Genomic DNA, 17,984 nt, shown 5'->3' with positions numbered 1-17,984 from the left:
GTGTTTTCCAGAATGCTCAAAGGGTGAGCTATGAGCGCTTCATCGGATGCTGGGTCGGCGCAGCCGGAATTGCTGGTTCCGCCAGTCCCCACCCCTGCGCCTCGCGTCGACGGACCGGGACGCGCGTCGCAACTCCTCGCCTGGATCGGCGTGGTGCCGTTTTTTACTTTCGCGCTGTTGTTCCTGCTGCTGCCGACCGGCTTCCTGATGGTCGGCGCATTCCAGGATTCGCAGGGCCACTTCACGCTCGCCAATTTCCGCGATCTGCTCCAGCCCACTGTGCTGGACGCCTACTGGATCAGCTTCAAGGTGAGTGCGGCGTCTTCGCTCGGCGGCGCGCTGATCGGCTCGCTGCTCGCATGGGCGGCGGTGCAAGGTAAATTGCCGGGCTGGATTCGTCCGACCTTGATGACGTTTTCCGGCGTCGCGTCGAACTACGCGGGCGTGCCGCTGGCGTTCGCTTTCATCTGCACATTGGGGCGCGTCGGGCTCGTGACCGTGTTGCTGAAAAAGTACCTCGGCTTCAACCTGTACTCGACGGGTTTCAGCATTCTGAGCTTTTCCGGCTTGACGCTGACCTATCTGTACTTCCAGATTCCGCTGATGGTGCTGATCGTCACGCCCGCGCTCGACGGACTGAAGCGCGAATGGCGCGAGGCCTGCGATTGCCTCGGGGGCACCTCCTATCAATACTGGCGCTACGTCGCGTTGCCGGTGCTGTGGCCGAGCGTGCTCGGCGCGACGCTGCTGCTGTTCGCCAATTCGTTCGGCGCGGTGGCGACCGCCTATGCGCTGACGGGTAGTTCGCTGAACATCGTCACGATCCTGCTGTACGCGCAGATTCGCGGCGACGTGATGCACAACCAGAACCTCGGCTATGCACTCGCGCTCGGCATGGTGCTGGTGACGGGGCTATCGAACGGCGGCTACATCTGGCTGCGTTCACGCGCGGAAAGGGGGCGTCGATGAAGAGCCAGTCGCGTGTGGGTGCGTGGACCGCGGTGACTATCGGTTCGCTGTACTTCCTGATTCCGTTGCTCGCCACGGTCGAGTTCAGCCTGCGCATGAAGCGCGGCACGTATAGCTTCGAGGCTTACAGCGTCGTGCTGTCCGATCCGCGGTTTCAGGCCTCGTTCGGTTATTCGATCCTGATGGCGCTGCTGACGATTATCGTCGGCGTGCTGCTGGTGGTGCCGACCGCTTACTGGGTGCAGTTGCGCTTGCCGAAGCTGCGGCCCGTCGTCGAGTTCATTACGCTGTTGCCGCTGGTGGTGCCCGCCATCGTGATCGTGTTCGGCTACCTGCGTATCTATAACAGCAGCTCGATTCTGCCGCTCACGGGTAACGAGCGCGCGACCGACCTGTTGCTGGTGTTCGGGTACGTGACGCTCTCGCTGCCGTACATGTACCGTTCGGTCGATGCGGGCCTGCGCGCGGTCGACGTGCGCTCGCTCACCGAAGCGGCCGAGTGCCTCGGCGCGAACTGGCCGACGATCCTCTTCAAGGTGATCTTTCCGAATATCCGCTCGGGCATTCTGTCCGGCGCGTTTCTCACCTTTGCGGTGGTGATCGGCGAGTTCACGCTGGCGAGCCTGCTCGACCGCCCCGCGTTTGGGCCGTATCTGCAGTTGATCGGCGCAAACCGCGCGTATGAACCGTCGGCGCTCGCGATCATCGCGTTCGTGATTACGTGGGCGTCGATGGGATTGATTCAGGTATTCGGCTCGGCACGCGCGTTGAGCGGCCAGAAAGTTTGACGAAACGAATTTGACGCACTGAGGCGGCGAATCATGGCATTTCTCGAGATCGAAAATCTGCATAAGGCCTTCGGGGCCAACACGGCGCTGCATCACTTCGACATGCAGATCGAACGCGGCGAATTCATTACCTTCCTTGGACCGTCCGGCTGCGGCAAGACCACGGTGCTGCGCATGATCGCCGGCTTCGAAACGCCGACGCGCGGCGTCATCCGGCTGGACAATAAGGACGTCACGTACCTTCGCACACGGCAGCGCAAGGTCGGCATGGTGTTTCAGTCATACGCTCTCTTTCCGAACATGACGGTGGCCGACAACATCGGCTTTGGTCTGAAGATCGCGCATCGGCCGCAGGCGGAGATCGGGAAGCGCGTCGAAGAGATGCTGCAACTGATCAAGCTGCCGCATCTCGGCGAGCGCTATCCGTGGCAATTGTCGGGTGGCCAGCAGCAGCGCGTGGCGTTGGCGCGGGCATTGGCGAGCAAGCCGCAGGTGTTGCTGCTCGACGAACCGCTCTCGGCGCTCGACGCCAAGATCCGGATTTCATTGCGCCAGGATATTCGGGCGCTGCAGCGCGAACTCGGCATCACGTCGATTTTCGTCACGCACGATCAGGAAGAGGCACTGTCGATTTCCGACCGCATCGTCGTGATGAACGAAGGCCGCGTCGAGCAGATCGGTACGCCTTCGGAGATCTACAACTATCCGCGCACGCGCTTTGTCGCGTCCTTCGTCGGCACGCTGAATATTCTGGCGGGGCATGTGGTCGATCCGGCGACGGGCAAGATGGCCGTGGACGGTCAGGAGTTGACCACCACGCAGGAGCTGCCCGCGAACGATGCCGGCAAGCAGCGCCTGCTCGCGTTGCGGCCCGAAGCGATCGTGCTGGAACCGGCCGCGCCCGGCCGCAACACGCTGAACGCGACGGTCGAAGAGGTGAATTTTCTGGGCGCGGTGGTACGCATTAGAACGCGAGTGAAAGACGCGGTGATTTCGCTCGATGTTTTCAACGACCCGAATCGCGGATTGCCGGAGCGCGGGCAACCGGTGTCGCTGGGTTTCTCGCACGACAATCTGCTGGTCCTGGAAGAGGGCAGCGTTTAAAGACTGACTGACGCGATACGGCGCGCAAAGGGATCTGCGCGACCTGTCCGCCCTGAAAGGCGCTCGGGGTTTTCCCGTGGTTTTCGTGAGTTCGCCGTCGTGGCGAATTCCGGATTCCCCGACAGCCCTCGTCCGGATTTCCGGAATCCCGGACGGCCTGCGTCAGGGTCCGCCAAAAATCCTATAAAAATCAAGGCGCTGACCCTGACGTCAAGCTGGCATTGACCTTGCAAAAGAGATTGCGCGGCCGCAACGGTCCGACAACTAAAGCAAGGAGACAACGATGTCTGATTTCCCTTCCCGGTATTTCTGAATTCGTCGTCTTGTCGCGGCCTCATTCCGTGCACAGGCGTGACGACTCTTCGTTCGCATGATGCGCAGCGTGGCAGGCCATGAGCTCATCCATATCGCAGGAACCATCGTGAAGAAACCTATCCACAAAGTGCTGTACGTCCAGGTGATCGTGGCGATCATCATCGGCATCGTGCTAGGGCATTACTCGCCCGATTTCGCGGTCGACATGAAGCCGCTCGGCGACGGCTTCATCAAGCTGATCAAGATGGTGATCGGGCCGATCATCTTTTGCACGGTGGTGACGGGTATCGCCGGCATGGAAGACATGAAGAAGGTGGGCCGCGTGGGCGGCAAGGCGCTGCTGTACTTTGAAATCGTCTCGACCTTCGCGCTGGTGCTTGGCCTGATCGCCACGCACGTGCTGAAGCCCGGCGTGGGCTTCAACATCGACCCGGCCACGCTCGACGGCAAGGCTGTCGCGTCGTACGCCGCGAAGGCGCACGGCCAGAGCACGGTCGACTTCTTCATGCACATCATTCCGGACACGATCACGTCGGCGTTCGCGCAGGGTGAAATCCTGCAGATCCTGCTGATTGCGCTGCTGTTCGGCGCAGTGCTCGCGACGGCGGGTGAGAAGGGCAAAGTCGTGACGAACCTGATCGACGGCCTTTCGCATGTGCTGTTCGGCGTGGTGCGCATCATCACGAAGCTGGCGCCGATCGGCGCGTTCGGCGCGATGGCGTTCACCATCGGCAAGTACGGCATCGGTTCGCTGCTGCCGATGCTCAAGCTGATCGGCACGTTCTATCTGACCTCGATCGTGTTCGTGGTGGTGGTGCTGGGCATCATCGCGCGCGCGGTGGGTTTCAACATCCTGCGCTTCGTCGCGTACATCAAGGAAGAGATGCTGATCGTGCTCGGCACGAGCTCGTCCGAAGCCGCGCTGCCGCAACTGATGCAGAAGCTCGAAAAGCTCGGCTGCTCGCGCTCGGTGGTGGGCCTCGTGGTGCCGACCGGTTATTCGTTCAACCTCGACGGCACCAACATCTACATGACGATGGCTGTGCTGTTCATCGCTCAGGCCACCAACACCGACCTCACGTGGACGCAGCAGCTCACGCTGCTGGCGGTGACGATGCTGACCTCGAAGGGCGCGAGCGGCGTGACCGGCGCGGGTTTCATCACGCTGGCGGCGACCCTGGCGGTGGTGCCGACCATTCCGCTGTCGGGCATGGTGCTGATTCTCGGCATCGACCGCTTCATGAGCGAATGCCGTGCGCTGACGAACATTGTCGGCAACGGTGTGGCGACGGTGGTGGTGTCGGCATGGGAAAAGGAACTGGACCGCAGCAAGCTGAATGCCGCCTTGCGCGGCGACGTGCCGGTCAAGGAACCGGCCGGCGTTTAATCAGCGCGTCGGCATTACGCTTTAGCACAACCCTCACGACCGCGGACACCAGCGTATGAAACCGGTGTTCGCGCGTTCCACTTCCACGCCGTCGGCCGACGAAGCTCGCGCCGACGGCGCGCTGCCTTATGCCACAATAAACGATCCTCACCGATCGGATATTGCCAACGTGACGCGACGCCTGCTGATCCTCTTCGCGCTCGTTGCCGGGCTCGTGGCGGCGTGCGGGCTCACCTATAGCCTCGCGTGGCAAAGCGGCATCGACAATCTGCGGCGCAACGCCGCCGTGCGGGTCGACCGCACCACCAACGTGCTGAAGAGTACGCTCGAGCGCTATGAATCGCTGCCTTATCTGCTGGCGGAACATCCGATCGTGCAGGACGTGCTGGTCAATCCCAGTCCGGCCAACGTCGCGCGTGCCAATCTATATCTCGAAGACCTGAATCGCCACGCGCGCGCCACGGTCACCTACATCATCCCGCTCGACGGCTACTGCGTGGCCGCGAGCAACTGGCACGGGCCGGGCAGCTTCATCGGCGCCGGCTATCAATTCCGGCCGTATTTCGTCGACGCGGTCAAAGGCGGCGTGGGCCGCTTCTTCGGCATCGGCACGATCTCGCAGGCGCCGGGCTATTACATCTCGCAGCCCGTGCGGCGCGAGGGGAAGATTGTCGGCGTGGCGGTCGTCAAGCTCGATCTCGAATGGTTTCAGGGCGTGGATGCGTCCGAACCGCTCGTCGTGACCGACGATCACGGCGTGATCTTTCTGTCGTCGGTGCCGGCCTGGAAATACCACACCATCCGGCCGCTCTCGGGGCAGGTCGCCGATTCGATCTACCAGGCTCGCCAATACGCGCAGCAGCCGATCGCGCCGCTGCCGGTGTCCATCGAGCGCACGCTCGAAGGCAGCGCGCAGATCGTGCGCATCGGCGGCGGCCGTTATGCGCCGCGCTATCTGGCGTCGCGGCGCGGCATGGGCGAACCGGACTGGCATCTGATTACGCTGTCCCCCGTCGATCCGGTCGACGCCGACGCGCGCAAGGCGACCATCGTCACTGGCTTCGGCTACGTGTCGCTCGTGCTGCTCGCGTTCTACTGGAGAATGCGCCGCGCGCGCGTGCGCGAAGTGATGAGGAGCCGCGCGCTGCTGCAGAAGGCTTACGCTGAACTGAACCAGCGGGTCGCCGAGCGCACCGCGGATCTGTCCCAGGCGAACGAACAGTTGCACAAGGAAGTGGCCGAGCGCACGCGCGCCGAGCAGGAATTGCGCGCCGCGCACGATGAGCTGATCCAGGCGAGCAAGCTGGCGGCACTCGGTCAGATGGCGGCGGGCATCACGCATGAATTGAATCAGCCGCTCGCCGCGCTGCGGGGCTTCTCGGACAACACGCGGGTGCTGCTCGAGCGCGGCGACCAGGCGTCGGCGCGTGAGAATCTCGAAGCGATCGCGGCGCTCACCGAGCGCATGGGCAAGATCACCAATCAGCTCAAGCTGTTTGTCGGGCGCGCCCGGCCACGCAATGCACGCGCGCCGGTCGTGCGGGCGCTGCGCAACGTTGTCGCGCTGCTGCAAAAGCGCTTGCAGGGCGTGGATCTCGCGCTTACCCTGGTCGATGCAGCCAGCGGCACGCGTACGCCGTTGAGCCTCGCGGATGACCATCCCGAACTGATCGCGCAGTGCGACGACCTGCGGCTCGAACAGGTGCTCATCAACCTGCTTGGCAATGCGCTCGACGCCACGGCGGGCTTGAGTCCTCCGCGCATTTCGATAGGGATCGACATCGGCGATGCGAGCCTCTCGTTCGCCGTGAGCGACAACGGCCCCGGCATTCCTGACGACGTTTTGCCGCGTCTGTTCGAACCGTTCTTCACCACCAAGGAAATGGGCCAGGGGCTGGGACTGGGCCTCGCGATCTCGTCGTCGATCGCACGCGACTGCGGCGGCACCCTGGTCGCGCGCAATGCGCCGGACGGCGGTGCATTATTTGTGTTGACGCTGCGCCGGGCGCGTGTGCAAACCAGCCCCACATCCGACCCGCTGACAACGGGTTCCTGAATCAGACGGAAAGCGCCATGCAGAACCACGGCTTGCAAGTGCTGTATATCGAGGACGACGAACTGGTGCGGCGCGCCAGCGTGCAGAGTCTGCAACTCGCGGGCTTCGACGTGATCGGCCATGCCTCGGCGGAGTCCGCGGCGAAGATGATCAGCGCGGACTTCTCCGGCGTGATCGTCAGCGATATTCGCTTGCCGGGCGCGAGCGGTCTCGAACTGCTTGCGCAGTGCCATGAACGCGCGCCAGATGTGCCCGTGATTCTTGTGACCGGCCACGGCGATATTTCGATGGCCGTGCAGGCAATGCGCGACGGCGCCTATGACTTCATCGAGAAGCCGTTCGCTTCCGAACGTCTGATCGAAACCGTCCGGCGGGCGCTGGAGCGCCGCAAGCTGGTGCTCGAGAACCTCGCGTTGCGCCGCGAATTGGCGGAGCAGAGCACGGTGGCGCCGCGCATCATCGGCCGCAGTCCTGCCATCGAGCAGGTGCGGCGGCTGATCGCGAATGTCGCGCCGACCGATGCTTCCGTGCTGATCAACGGCGACACCGGCGCGGGCAAGGAGTTGATCGCGCGCAGTCTGCATGAACTGTCGCCGCGGCGCGACAAGCCGTTCATCGCCGTGAATTGCGGCGCGTTGCCGGAGCCGATGTTCGAGTCGGAAATGTTCGGCTATGAACCGGGCGCATTCACGGGCGCGGCGAAACGCCGCATCGGCAAGCTCGAACATGGCTCGGGCGGCACGCTGTTTCTGGACGAAATCGAGAGCATGCCGCTCGCGTTGCAGGTCAAGCTGTTGCGCGTGCTGCAGGACGGTGTGCTGGAGCGGCTCGGCTCGAATCAGCCGATTCGCGTGAATTGCCGGGTTATCGCCGCCGCGAAGGGCGATATGGCCGAACACGTCGCCGACGGTTCGTTCCGGCGCGATCTGCTGTACCGGCTGAACGTGGTCACGATTGCGCTACCGCCGCTGAGCGAGCGCCGCGAGGACATCGTGCCGCTGTTCGAGCATTTTCTGCTGGATGCGGCGGTCCGTTATCAACGCCCAGCGCCGATCCTCACCGACCGTCAGCGTGCCGGCCTGGTACAGCGTGACTGGCCGGGCAACGTGCGGGAGCTGCGCAACGCCGCTGACCGCTTCGTGCTCGGCATCGCCGACGACCCGGTCATGTCGTTCGGCGAGGACAGCGCCGCCACGCAACCTTTGAAGGAGCGCGTCGAACAGTTCGAGCGGGCGGTGATCGCGGAGGCGTTGGAGCAGACAGGCGGCGTGGTCGCGGTCGCAGCCGACAAGCTGCAGCTCGGCAAAGCAACGCTCTACGAGAAGATCAAGCGCTATGGCCTCGCGGCCAAAGGAGAAGGGGAGCGGTGAGCAAATAAAAACGCCGGCGTCGAAATGCGACGCCGGCGTTTTCTTGAGCTCTTCGAAATCTGTTCAGGCGGTGCTGCGCGTTCAGGCCGGTTTCAGCGCCTTTTCCAGCAGCTGGTCGAGTTCCGCGAATTGCGGCTCGCCGACGTAGCGCTTGAGAATCTTGCCGTCTTTATCGACCAGGAAGGTGGTGGGCGTGAGCTGCACGTTGCCGAACTGCTTGGCGGCAGAGCCGTCGTCCATTGCAACCTTGAACGGCAACTGGCGGGTTTGCGTGTAGTTGGCCACGTACATCGGCGCGTCGTAGTTCATCGCGACCGCCACGAATTCGAGACCTTGGTCCTTGTAGCGGTTATAGGTCTGGACCATCTGCGGCATCTCTTTCATGCAGGTGTCGCAGCTCGTCGCCCAGAAATTGATGAGATAGACCTTGCCTTTGAGGTCGGCGGTCGAGACTTTCTGGCCCGACAACAACGTGAAGGTCGCATCAGGCACGCGTTGCTGGCCGGCAAACGCGAAATAACCGGCGATAGCGATCGCAACGGCAACGGCGGCCATGATGATGTAGCGAAGCGGGTTCGCGCGCCGGGCGGCAGTGGATGGGGTGTTGCTCATGTACGGAACCTCGAGAGTCGCGCGGGACAGTGCGTCGGTTTGGGCTTTCGGCGCGGTGCTGGACTGCGTCTTCGAACAGCTTCGCCATTGTAGCCCGATTCCGGCCGTGAGGCAGGACGCGGACCGGGAGCGGATAATAGGGTTTTACGTTACCGTTCGTCCGATCTTCCGTCCCCATGTTCCGAACCGTTTGCCGCGCTTTTCGCTCTCTCTTGCAAAGTCTGTTCCGTCCTCTTTTCGCGAGCCGCGCCCCGGGCGGATTTCGGACCACCGGCCGGGCGGCCCGCAATGTTTCCCGGCCGCCACGGCTGCGCGCAATGCTGGGCGGGACGGCCTGCGTTCTGGCGTTGACCGCCGGGCTCGGCGCCTGCTCGCCGACCTTCGACTGGCGTACGATCATGAACAACGACAACGGCTACACGGTCGACCTGCCGGCCAAGCCAGGCAACGACCAGCGCGCGGTGCAGATCGACGGAACACCGATGCAGATGGCGATGCAGACCGCCGAAGCAGGCGACGCCGTCTTCGCGGTCGGCACGGTGATCCTGCCGAACGACAGCGAGGCCACGCAGCGCGCCGCGCTCGATTTCCTGCGCACGGGACTCGCGCGCAACGTGGGCGCCGCGCCTGACGCGCATGCCGTGCAGATCCCGTTAGCCGCCGGTGGCAAGGTGCCCGGTCTGGAAATGAAGCTGAGCGGCGAGGCCGGTTCCCAGCGCGAGGCCCGCACAGTCTATGCGCGGCTGGTGGCGCGCGGCCGGCATGTCTATCAGGTGGCGATCATTGCTTCCAAACCGATACAGCAGGAACAGGTGGACCAGTTTTTTTCGTCGTTCCAGCTGTATTGAAAACAGTGCTGCTGTTTGATTCGGCGCGCGGTGGGTTGCGAGGCACAGTGAAAGTTCCTTCGCAGCATCGCACGCTAATTCCCGGTTTACGTTGAAGTTTTCCTGTTACCCACAGGCGCTGTGGATAACTCTGTTGAGAACTCAGCCCAATTGCCCGCAGATGCCCGTCCTATGGGCGTTCTGTTAGTTTTCGTCCGCTCGGAAAGTTTAAAAAAAGTCAATCAAATCAACGCCTTTTGAGTGCAGGCCACAATCGACCTTTCAGTTGTTTCAAAATCTGTCTGGAGCGCGTGGATGTGCATAAGTCAAGTCTTGACAGGGCATTTTTCGCTTTATAGGGACCCAAAAGCCCGGCGATATTGAATCGCCTCGCCAATCTGCGCGGCGCTCGGCATGGCCGCGCCGGCGAGGTCGGCGATGCTGCGCGCCACCTTGAGAACCCGGTAGTACGCGCGCGCCGACCAGCCAAAGCGTTCGCCGGCTTCGCGCAACAAGGATTCGCCCGCACTATCGGGACGGCAGACCTCGTCAACTTCCCGGCCACCCAGTTCCCGGTTGGTTTTGCCCTGACGGCTCAATTGCCGTTCGCGTGCGCGGCTCACCCGTGCGGCAATCAACGCGCTGGTTTCGCCAGACGCGGATGAGCGGGCGGACAGTTCCGCGGGCGTGAGCGCCGGAATCTCGAGTTGAATGTCGATGCGGTCGAGCAAGGGCCCGGACAGCTTGCGCAGATAGCGCGCTGCGATCTCTGGCGTGCAGCGGCAGCGGCCATTGGGGTCGCCGCGCCATCCGCATGGGCACGGGTTCATGGCGGCAATCAGCTGACAGGCCGCCGGGAAATCCGCCTGCAAGGCGGCGCGTGAAATCGTGATGCGGCCGGCTTCCAGCGGCTCACGCAGCGTTTCGAGGACATCGCGGTCGAATTCGGGCAATTCGTCGAGGAACAGCACACCCAGATGCGCCAGCGTGATTTCACCCGGCTGCGGCGGGTTTCGTCCGCCCACCAGCGCCGCCGCGCTCGACGAATGATGCGGCGCGCGAAACGGCCGCCGGCGCCATTGCGACGGCGAGAAACCGGCGCGGCTGGCGGACAGCAGGGCGGCGGAGCTGAGCGCTTCCTCGTCGGTCATGGCCGGCAGCAGTCCCGGCAGGCGGGCTGCGAGCATCGACTTGCCCGCGCCGGGCGGCCCGACAAGCAACACGTGATGGCCGCCTGCCGCCGCCACTTCGAGCGCGCGGCGCGCGCCGCGCTGGCCGATGACGTCGCTCATGTCCGGCACGGCGTCCGCCGCGCTGTCGGCCAGATCGGGTGCGGCGACGGGATGGAGGCGCGCATCGGGAGCGCCCGCCAGATGAGCGCACAGCGACGGCAGATCGGCGGCGCCGTAGACGTCGACGCCGGGCACGAGCGCTGCCTCTGCCGCGCTCGCGGCGGGCAGGTACAACTGCGGCGTGCGATGAGCCGCCGTCTCACCTGGCAACGGTTCGTCCGGAATCGAAGAAGGGGCGGCGCCGCTGCGCGCCGTGCCGCAGGCCATGGCGAAGGCGCCGCGCATGGGCCGCAGCGCGCCAGTCAAGGAGAGTTCGCCGGCGAATTCACGGTGCTGCAAGGCTTCGGCGGGAATCTGTCCGCTCGCCGCGAGAATGCCCAAAGCGATCGGCAGATCGAAGCGGCCTGATTCCTTGGGTAGATCGGCGGGAGCGAGGTTGACCGTAATGCGCCTGACCGGGAAATCGAAGTTGCAGTTCTGCAGCGCCGCGCGCACGCGCTCGCGGCCTTCGCGTACTTCCAGATCAGGCAGGCCGACGATCGAAAAAGACGGCAATCCGTTCGCGAGGTGGACCTCGACGGTTACTTCGGGCGCGCGGCCAGAGGCCGGCGCGCGACTGCGCACCACGGCAAGCGACATGTTTTCTCCCGTCGGACGGCGCGCCGAGGGCGCGTGCAAATCCCCTAAAACGCTGATGACGTCACGGCTCGCTTGCCTGTGATGTGCAGCACAACGCGGCTAATACGCCGCGAGCAGCTCGTTACGGCGTTTGCGTAACCGGCAGCTTCTGTTCGAGTTCGGCGACGCGGCGCTCCAGCTCTTCCAGGCGGGCGCGGGTGCGCACCAGCACTTGAGTCTGCGTATCGAATTCCTCGCGCGTGACCAGATCGAGCTTCGAAAAACCCTGCGACAGCATGGCTTTCACGTTGCGTTCGACATCTTTGGCCGGCGAATTCTTGAGCAGATCGCTCATGCGGGCCTGAAAGTCGTTAAAAACATCGTTCGGTTGTTTCATGGTGTTCCCCTTGGTGCACAAATAATGTGCATGTTTCATTGCGGCTGTGCTTCGTTTCGGCGCATGGGCTGTGTTGGTGCATGTCTCGTTGGGTGCCGTTGCCGCATGAGCCCCTTTGGTGCGCGTCCGTATGTCCAAAAGCTGCGAACACTCTAGCAACGATCCAAACGCCGCGCCAGCGTGCCACGCCAACGCTGGCCTTCCGGCCAGGGTGGCTTGAGCCCCTTGTGCCATGCCCGCGATGCGGAGTCTGACACAACATGGCACGCGAGTTGCTGTTACTGCCCCGCGCGCTGTCGGCACCTGGTTGCCGGCTGCGGAACGAGACCACGCGAACGGGTTACAGGTACGCAAACGGGTAAGGCAAACGGGTTACGCAACGGGTTACGCAACTAAGCGAGGAATTTCATGAAACTCATTACCGCAATCATCAAGCCGTTCAAGCTCGATGAGGCGCGCGAAGCCTTGTCGGCCATCGGCGTCTCGGGCATCACGGTGACGGAAGTCAAGGGCTTCGGTCGCCAGAAAGGCCACACGGAGCTGTATCGCGGCGCTGAATACGTCGTCGATTTCCTGCCGAAGGTGAAGATCGAGGCGGCAGTCTCGGACGACATCGTCGACCAGGCGATCGAGGCGCTCGAACGCGCGGCACGCACCGGCAAGATCGGCGACGGCAAGATTTTCGTCACCCCCATCGAACAGGTGATTCGGATTCGCACCGGAGAGACCGGCGCGGACGCTCTGTAATACCAAAAGATAGCGACACAGATAGCGACAAGAGGAAACGAAAGATGCGCAAACTAATGATGTCCTTGCTGATGGCCGGTTCGCTGCTCGCGGGCGGTATCGGCGCCGCCCTCGCGGACGACGCTTCCGCCCCCGCCGCCGCCTCGGCTGCTGCTCCCGCTGCGACGGCGAGCGCACCGGCACCGGACGCTTCGGCTGCTCCGGCTGCCGCCGCCGCTTCGGCACCGGCTGCTGACGCGTCCGCCGCGCCGGCTGCCAGCGCCGCCGCCGCACCTGATGCATCGGCCGCATCCGCTGCCGCCGCACCGGCCGCCCCGACCGCGCCGTTCTCGGTCGACTCGTCGAAGATCAATTCGGGCGACACCGCCTGGATGCTGACCTCCACCGCGCTCGTGCTGTTCATGACGATCCCGGGTCTGGCGCTGTTCTACGGCGGCATGGTCCGCAAGAAGAGCGTGCTCGCGATCCTGATGCAAAGCTTCGCGATCACCTGCCTCGTGTCGATCATCTGGGTTGTGATTGGCTACAGCCTCGCGTTCACGCCGGGTGGCTCGTTCATCGGCGGCCTGTCGCGCTTCTTCATGTCGGGCATGAACTACATTCACGGCGACAAGGCGACGACGCTGACCGTCAGCCACCTCGCGCCGACCATCCCGGAAACGGTCTACTGCGTCTATCAGATGACGTTCGCGATCATCACCCCGGCGCTGATCACGGGTGCGTTTGCCGACCGCATGAAGTTCTCGGCGATGCTCGTGTTCATGACGCTGTGGTCGATCATCGTCTACTCGCCGATCGCGCACATGGTGTGGGAACCGACCGGCTGGCTGGCTAGCGCGGGCATCCTCGACTTCGCGGGCGGCACGGTGGTGCACATCAACGCCGGTATTGCGGCTCTGGTTTGCGCACTGGTGCTCGGCAAGCGCGTCGGCTACGGCAAGGAAGCAATGGCGCCGCACAACCTGACGCTCACGCTGATCGGTGGCGCGATGCTGTGGGTGGGCTGGTTCGGTTTCAACGCGGGTTCGGCGGTGGCGGCAGACGGCCGTGCCGGTTTCGCGATGTTCGCCACGCAAGTGGCAACGGCAGCAGCGGCACTCGGCTGGATGTTCGCCGAATGGGCAACCAAGGGTAAGCCGTCGGTGCTCGGTATCGTATCGGGCGCTGTGGCAGGTCTGGTGGCGATTACGCCGGCTTCGGGCTTCGTCGGCATGACGGGTTCGCTGGTGATCGGTATCGCCGCCGGCGTGGTCTGCTTCTGGTCGGCAACGTGGCTCAAGCACAAGCTCGGTTACGACGACTCGCTCGACGCGTTCGGCGTGCACTGCGTGGGCGGTATCCTCGGCGCTCTGCTGACCGGTGTGTTCGCGGTCAAGGACATTGGCGGCGCGGACGGCAGCGTCATCCTGCAAGCTAAGGGCGTGCTGACGACGCTGGTCTACAGCGGCGTGGTGAGCTACATCCTGCTGAAGGTCATCGACATGGTGATGGGCCTGCGCGTGACGGAAGAAGAGGAACGCGAAGGTCTGGACGTGGTTCTGCACGGCGAACACGTCGAGTAAGCAAACCCGCGCGAGCCCGTGTTCACGGGCTCCCACGATCACAATCAAGCGCAGCGACTTTGGCCCGCCTTCATGGCGGGCTTTTTCTTGCGCGCCATCTTGTAAACGGCAGATTTCCGCGCCTATCATGGCGATAGCGAGAATGCATTCGCGTCCGCTTGCGAATGGAGAAACCGTCCCCAAATGGACAAAGCATTTGCTCTACAATCTTTTTTCTCCAGTCTGCGAGTGATCAATGGTTCCGCACCTAGTTACGGCGTTAAACGGCCCGCTGCTCGATCTTGAGCGGAAGATCCTCGACGCCACGCCCGCAATCGAACGTTGGTTCCGGCTCGAATGGCAGGAGCACACGCCGCCGTTCTATTGTTCCGTCGATCTGCGTAATGCGGGATTCAAGCTCGCCCCGGTCGACACCAATCTGTTCCCCGGCGCGTTCAACAACCTGCCGCAAGAAGTGTTGCCGCTCGCCGTGCAGGCCGCCATGGCCTCGATCGAGAAGATCTGCCCGGATGCCAAGAACCTGCTGGTGATTCCCGAGCGCCATACGCGCAATGCGTTCTATCTGGAGAATGTCGCCCGGCTGGCCGCGATCATGCGCCAGGCCGGCTTGAACGTGCGCTTCGGCACGCTCGACGAAAACATCAACGGACCGGTCACGATTGCGCTTTCCGACGGCCAGAAACTCGTGCTCGAGCCGCTCGAGCGTTCGCCGCGGCGCCTTGGTCTGAAGAATTTCGACCCGTGCTCGATTCTGCTGAATAACGATCTGTCGGGCGGCATTCCGCCCATCCTCGAAAATCTGCACGAGCAGTATCTGTTGCCGCCGTTGCATGCCGGCTGGGCCGTGCGCCGCAAATCGACGCATTTCTCCTGCTACGACGACGTTGCGAAAAAGTTCGCGAAGATGGTCGAAATCGATCCGTGGATGATCAATCCGTACTTCGCGCATGTCGAAGGCGTCGATTTCCAGGCGCGCACCGGCGAGGAAGCGTTGACGGAGGCGATCGACGGCGTCCTGAAGAAGATCGCGCGAAAGTATCGCGAGTACGGTATTTCCGAGAAACCGTATGTCGTTATCAAGTCGGACGCGGGTACCTACGGCATGGGCGTGATGACCGTGCACGACGCGTCGGAAGTGGCCGCGCTCACCAAGCGCGAACGCGCGAAAATGGCCACCACCAAAGACGGCCTCGAAGTGCATGACGTGATCGTGCAGGAAGGCGTGTACACCTTCGAGCGCATCGGCGAAGAAGTCGCCGAGCCGGTCGTGTACATGATCGACCGCTACGTGGTGGGAGGCTTCTACCGCGTGCATGGCGGCCGCGAGCGCGATCAGAATCTGAACGCACCGGGCATGCACTTCGTGCCGCTCGGCTTCGAGCATACGGCGCTGCCGGACGCCCACGCCAAGCCCGGCGCGGCGCCGCCGAACCGCTTCTATATGTACGGCGTGGTGGCGCGCCTCGGGCTGCTGGCCGCGTCGGTGGAACTGGAAAAGACCGATCCGGAAGCGATTCAGGTTTAAGCCGCCTCGAGTGGCCGCTGGCGGCATGCGTGCCGCCAGCGCCATTTTCAACGACACTATTTACGATCAATGCCAAGCCCGTCAGGGCGCATCGGGACCTTCATGGACATTCTTTTCATCGCCGACCCGCTCTCGCACTTCAAGATCTACAAAGACTCGACCTACGCGATGATGGCCGAAGCGGCGCGCCGCGGTCACGTGGTGTACGCGTGCGAGCCGAAGCATCTGGCGTGGACGGGCGGCGACGTCGAGGCGAACGTGCAGCGCTTTGCGATTACCGGCGACGTGACGGATCTGCATCGCGACGTCTGGTACGACGCCGAACCCGCGGCACCGCGCTCGCTCAAGAGCTTCAGCGCGGTGGTGATACGCAAAGACCCGCCCTTCGACATGGAATATGTCACGTCGACGTGGCTGCTGGAAATCGCCGAACGCGGCGGCGCGCGCATCTTCAACAAGCCGCAGGCGATTCGCGATCACTCGGAAAAGCTGGCGATCGGCGAGTTCGCGCAGTTCGTCGCCCCCACGCTGGTCACGCGCGACGCGACCCGCCTGCGCGCGTTCCATGAACAGCACGGCGACGTGATCCTGAAGCCGCTCGACGGCATGGGCGGCATGGGCGTGTTCCGCGTCAAGGCGGACGGCATGAATCTGGGCTCGATCATCGAAATGCTGAGCCACGACGGCGCGCGTTCGGTGATGGCGCAAAAATTCATTCCCGAAATCAAGGAGGGTGACAAGCGCATCTTGCTGATCGGCGGCGAAGCCGTGCCATTTTCGCTCGCGCGTATTCCTCAGGGTAATGAAGTGCGCGGCAATCTCGCGGCCGGTGGCCTCGGTGTGGCCCGTCCGCTGACCGAGCATGATCGCAAGATCGCCGATACGCTCGCGCCGGTGCTCGCCGCACGCGGTTTGCTGCTGGTCGGACTGGATGCGATCGGCGACTGGCTGACCGAGGTCAATGTGACGAGCCCGACATGTTTCCGCGAGATCATGGATCAGACCGGCTTCGACGTTGCCGCGATGTTCATCGACGCGCTGGAGCGCGCGGCCGGTTGAAGGCGGCTTCGGCGCGGCCTGATACATGCCCTTGAATGTCCGCCGGGCCCCCCAAACTGTGGATTGAATCTGCAGCGCGCGGAACCCACGCTCTGGCGTGAAAATGGGCTGCTACAATGCCTGCTCTTCCGCGCCAAGCCGAATCCATAGCACCTGACAGATGCCATGGAAATGGATTGCGGACTGTAAGCGAGCAGTTTTTCGCCAGCGCCGGTGCTATGCCGTGCGCGGCGGCCCGCTCGCCAGGTGATGTGTTCCCGCCCTCATGGCCCACGGCCGGTCGAAGGCGCTTGCGAACCGGGCTTTGTCCCGGTCCACGGTTCGGGGCCGTTCTTTTGCAGTAAGGCTGACATGGCAGGCATTCTGATCATTGCGCACGCTCCCCTCGCCACCGCGTTGCGCGATTGTATTTCGCACATCTACGGTGGCTTGCCGGCGCGTATCGGCGTGATCGACGTATCGCCGGATTGCGATCCCGTACAACAGGTTGCTTTTGCGAACTCGGAAATCGAGCGCCTCAAGGAAGAAAACGGCGCGCTCGTGCTGACGGATATGTTCGGCGCCACGCCGGCGAATATCGCGGGCCGGCTTGCTTCCGTGCCGGATGTGCGCGTGCTGTGCGGCGTCAACTTGCCGATGCTGGTGCGCGCGGTCTGTTATCGCGCCACGCCGCTCGACACGCTGGTCGACAAGGCACTCGGCGGCGGGACCAAGGGCGTGCATGCAATCGGACCCGCTACGCCGGCGCCTGTCGCGCCCGCTACGGAGTCGGGCGACTGCTTGCCGGCTTTGCCGCCCGATGCGGCGTGCGGCGGCGATTGTCTGCCCGCCTTGCCGGCAGATGCCGATCTGACACAGAAGGCCGACTCGGCTGGCTTGTAGTGGTCAGCCTGGATAGCGAACGAAGGCTTCAAACGTATTGCAACTGGTTGGCAGTTTCACCTTTCACGACAACATTTACCCGCGCTTCGGACCATCACATGCTGCAACAGGAAACGACTATTGTGAACAAGCTGGGGCTGCACGCGCGCGCGTCGGCCAAGTTGACGCAACTCGCGGGCAACTATCAGGCGGAAATCTGGATGAGCCGCAATGGCCGCCGTATCAACGCCAAAAGCATCATGGGTGTGATGATGCTGGCGGCGGGTATTGGCAGCACGGTGCTGATCGAAACAGATGGCGAAGACGAAAAAGCAGCGATGGACGCATTGCTGAAACTGATTGCCGATAAATTCGGCGAGGGTCAGTGAAATTGCGCGTTCACGTTGCGATGAGCATCAACGCCGCGGCTGTCCGCGGCGTTTTTTTTAGCGCGTGACAATGGCCGGTGTCACGCGCGTGAGGGCGCGCGTGTCG

Annotated in this window: 16 protein-coding genes; 13 read left to right on the top strand and 3 right to left on the bottom strand. The window is 63.2% G+C overall.

Annotated elements, in window-relative coordinates; translation table 11 throughout:
- The first annotated feature begins 30 nt into the window (after positions 1–30).
- The 6 genes from A6V37_RS05790 to A6V37_RS05765 all read left to right on the top strand — a co-directional run bounded on the left by A6V37_RS05790 (position 31) and on the right by A6V37_RS05765 (position 7,989).
- Positions 31–969: an ABC transporter permease gene (locus tag A6V37_RS05790; RefSeq protein ID WP_064285847.1), complete on the top strand. Its 939-nt coding sequence runs from the start codon at positions 31–33 to the stop codon at positions 967–969.
- A complete protein-coding gene (locus A6V37_RS05785; RefSeq protein WP_064266703.1) occupies positions 966–1,757 on the top strand; it encodes an ABC transporter permease in 792 nt (263 codons plus the stop codon). Before A6V37_RS05790 ends, A6V37_RS05785 begins: the two co-directional genes overlap by 4 nt.
- Positions 1,758–1,790: 33 nt before the next feature.
- Entirely contained in the window at positions 1,791–2,861 is a 1,071-nt protein-coding gene (locus A6V37_RS05780) for an ABC transporter ATP-binding protein (RefSeq protein WP_064266701.1), read from the top strand.
- A 421-nt stretch (positions 2,862–3,282) separates the two neighbouring features.
- The gene (locus tag A6V37_RS05775) at positions 3,283–4,563 is read left to right on the top strand and encodes a dicarboxylate/amino acid:cation symporter (RefSeq protein WP_064267171.1); all 1,281 of its coding nucleotides are present in this window, start codon (positions 3,283–3,285) and stop codon (positions 4,561–4,563) included.
- Positions 4,564–4,618: 55 nt separating this feature from the next.
- Complete coding sequence (locus A6V37_RS05770) at positions 4,619–6,619, top strand: sensor histidine kinase (protein ID WP_064266699.1); 2,001 nt, start codon at positions 4,619–4,621, stop codon at positions 6,617–6,619.
- A gap of 17 nt (positions 6,620–6,636) precedes the next feature.
- Entirely contained in the window at positions 6,637–7,989 is a 1,353-nt protein-coding gene (locus A6V37_RS05765) for a sigma-54-dependent transcriptional regulator (protein WP_064266697.1), read from the top strand.
- A gap of 81 nt (positions 7,990–8,070) precedes the next feature.
- Here A6V37_RS05765 and A6V37_RS05760 read toward each other — a convergent pair whose 3' ends face one another.
- Positions 8,071–8,601, bottom strand: a complete 531-nt coding sequence (locus A6V37_RS05760) for a TlpA disulfide reductase family protein (protein ID WP_064266695.1) — start codon at positions 8,599–8,601, stop codon at positions 8,071–8,073.
- Positions 8,602–8,777: 176 nt separating this feature from the next.
- On the opposite strand from A6V37_RS05760, the gene A6V37_RS05755 reads away from it, so the two are divergent.
- Positions 8,778–9,449, top strand: coding sequence for a hypothetical protein (locus A6V37_RS05755; protein WP_064266693.1), 672 nt, complete (start codon positions 8,778–8,780; stop codon positions 9,447–9,449).
- Between the two features lie 332 nt (positions 9,450–9,781).
- Here A6V37_RS05755 and A6V37_RS05750 read toward each other — a convergent pair whose 3' ends face one another.
- Positions 9,782–11,359: a YifB family Mg chelatase-like AAA ATPase gene (locus A6V37_RS05750; protein ID WP_064285846.1), complete on the bottom strand. Its 1,578-nt coding sequence runs from the start codon at positions 11,357–11,359 to the stop codon at positions 9,782–9,784.
- Between the two features lie 121 nt (positions 11,360–11,480).
- Positions 11,481–11,735, bottom strand: coding sequence for an accessory factor UbiK family protein (locus A6V37_RS05745; protein WP_064267170.1), 255 nt, complete (start codon positions 11,733–11,735; stop codon positions 11,481–11,483).
- Positions 11,736–12,143: 408 nt separating this feature from the next.
- Here A6V37_RS05745 and A6V37_RS05740 point away from each other — a divergent pair, with 408 nt between their 5' ends.
- From A6V37_RS05740 to A6V37_RS05715, 6 genes are all read left to right on the top strand, one after another.
- Positions 12,144–12,482 carry a P-II family nitrogen regulator gene (locus A6V37_RS05740; protein ID WP_006048089.1) on the top strand — a complete coding sequence of 113 codons (339 nt, stop codon included), beginning with the start codon at positions 12,144–12,146 and terminating at the stop codon, positions 12,480–12,482.
- A 44-nt stretch (positions 12,483–12,526) separates the two neighbouring features.
- Positions 12,527–14,044, top strand: coding sequence for an ammonium transporter (locus A6V37_RS05735; protein ID WP_064266690.1), 1,518 nt, complete (start codon positions 12,527–12,529; stop codon positions 14,042–14,044).
- Positions 14,045–14,279: 235 nt separating this feature from the next.
- Positions 14,280–15,569, top strand: coding sequence for a glutamate--cysteine ligase (gene gshA, locus A6V37_RS05730; RefSeq protein ID WP_064266689.1), 1,290 nt, complete (start codon positions 14,280–14,282; stop codon positions 15,567–15,569).
- A gap of 102 nt (positions 15,570–15,671) precedes the next feature.
- Entirely contained in the window at positions 15,672–16,628 is a 957-nt protein-coding gene (gene gshB, locus A6V37_RS05725; RefSeq protein ID WP_064266688.1) for a glutathione synthase, read from the top strand.
- Between the two features lie 351 nt (positions 16,629–16,979).
- Positions 16,980–17,510 (top strand): PTS sugar transporter subunit IIA, encoded by a 531-nt coding sequence (locus tag A6V37_RS05720; RefSeq protein ID WP_064266685.1) that lies wholly within the window; start codon positions 16,980–16,982, stop codon positions 17,508–17,510.
- Between the two features lie 98 nt (positions 17,511–17,608).
- Positions 17,609–17,878, top strand: a complete 270-nt coding sequence (locus A6V37_RS05715) for an HPr family phosphocarrier protein (RefSeq protein ID WP_064266683.1) — start codon at positions 17,609–17,611, stop codon at positions 17,876–17,878.
- Positions 17,879–17,984: the final 106 nt, after the last annotated feature.

Origin of the sequence: Paraburkholderia ginsengiterrae (assembly GCF_001645125.1) — a bacterium.
GTDB classification, from domain to species: domain Bacteria; phylum Pseudomonadota; class Gammaproteobacteria; order Burkholderiales; family Burkholderiaceae; genus Paraburkholderia; species Paraburkholderia ginsengiterrae.
Note: the sequence above shows the minus strand (reverse complement) of the source record. Positions and strands in the feature narration are given on the sequence as shown.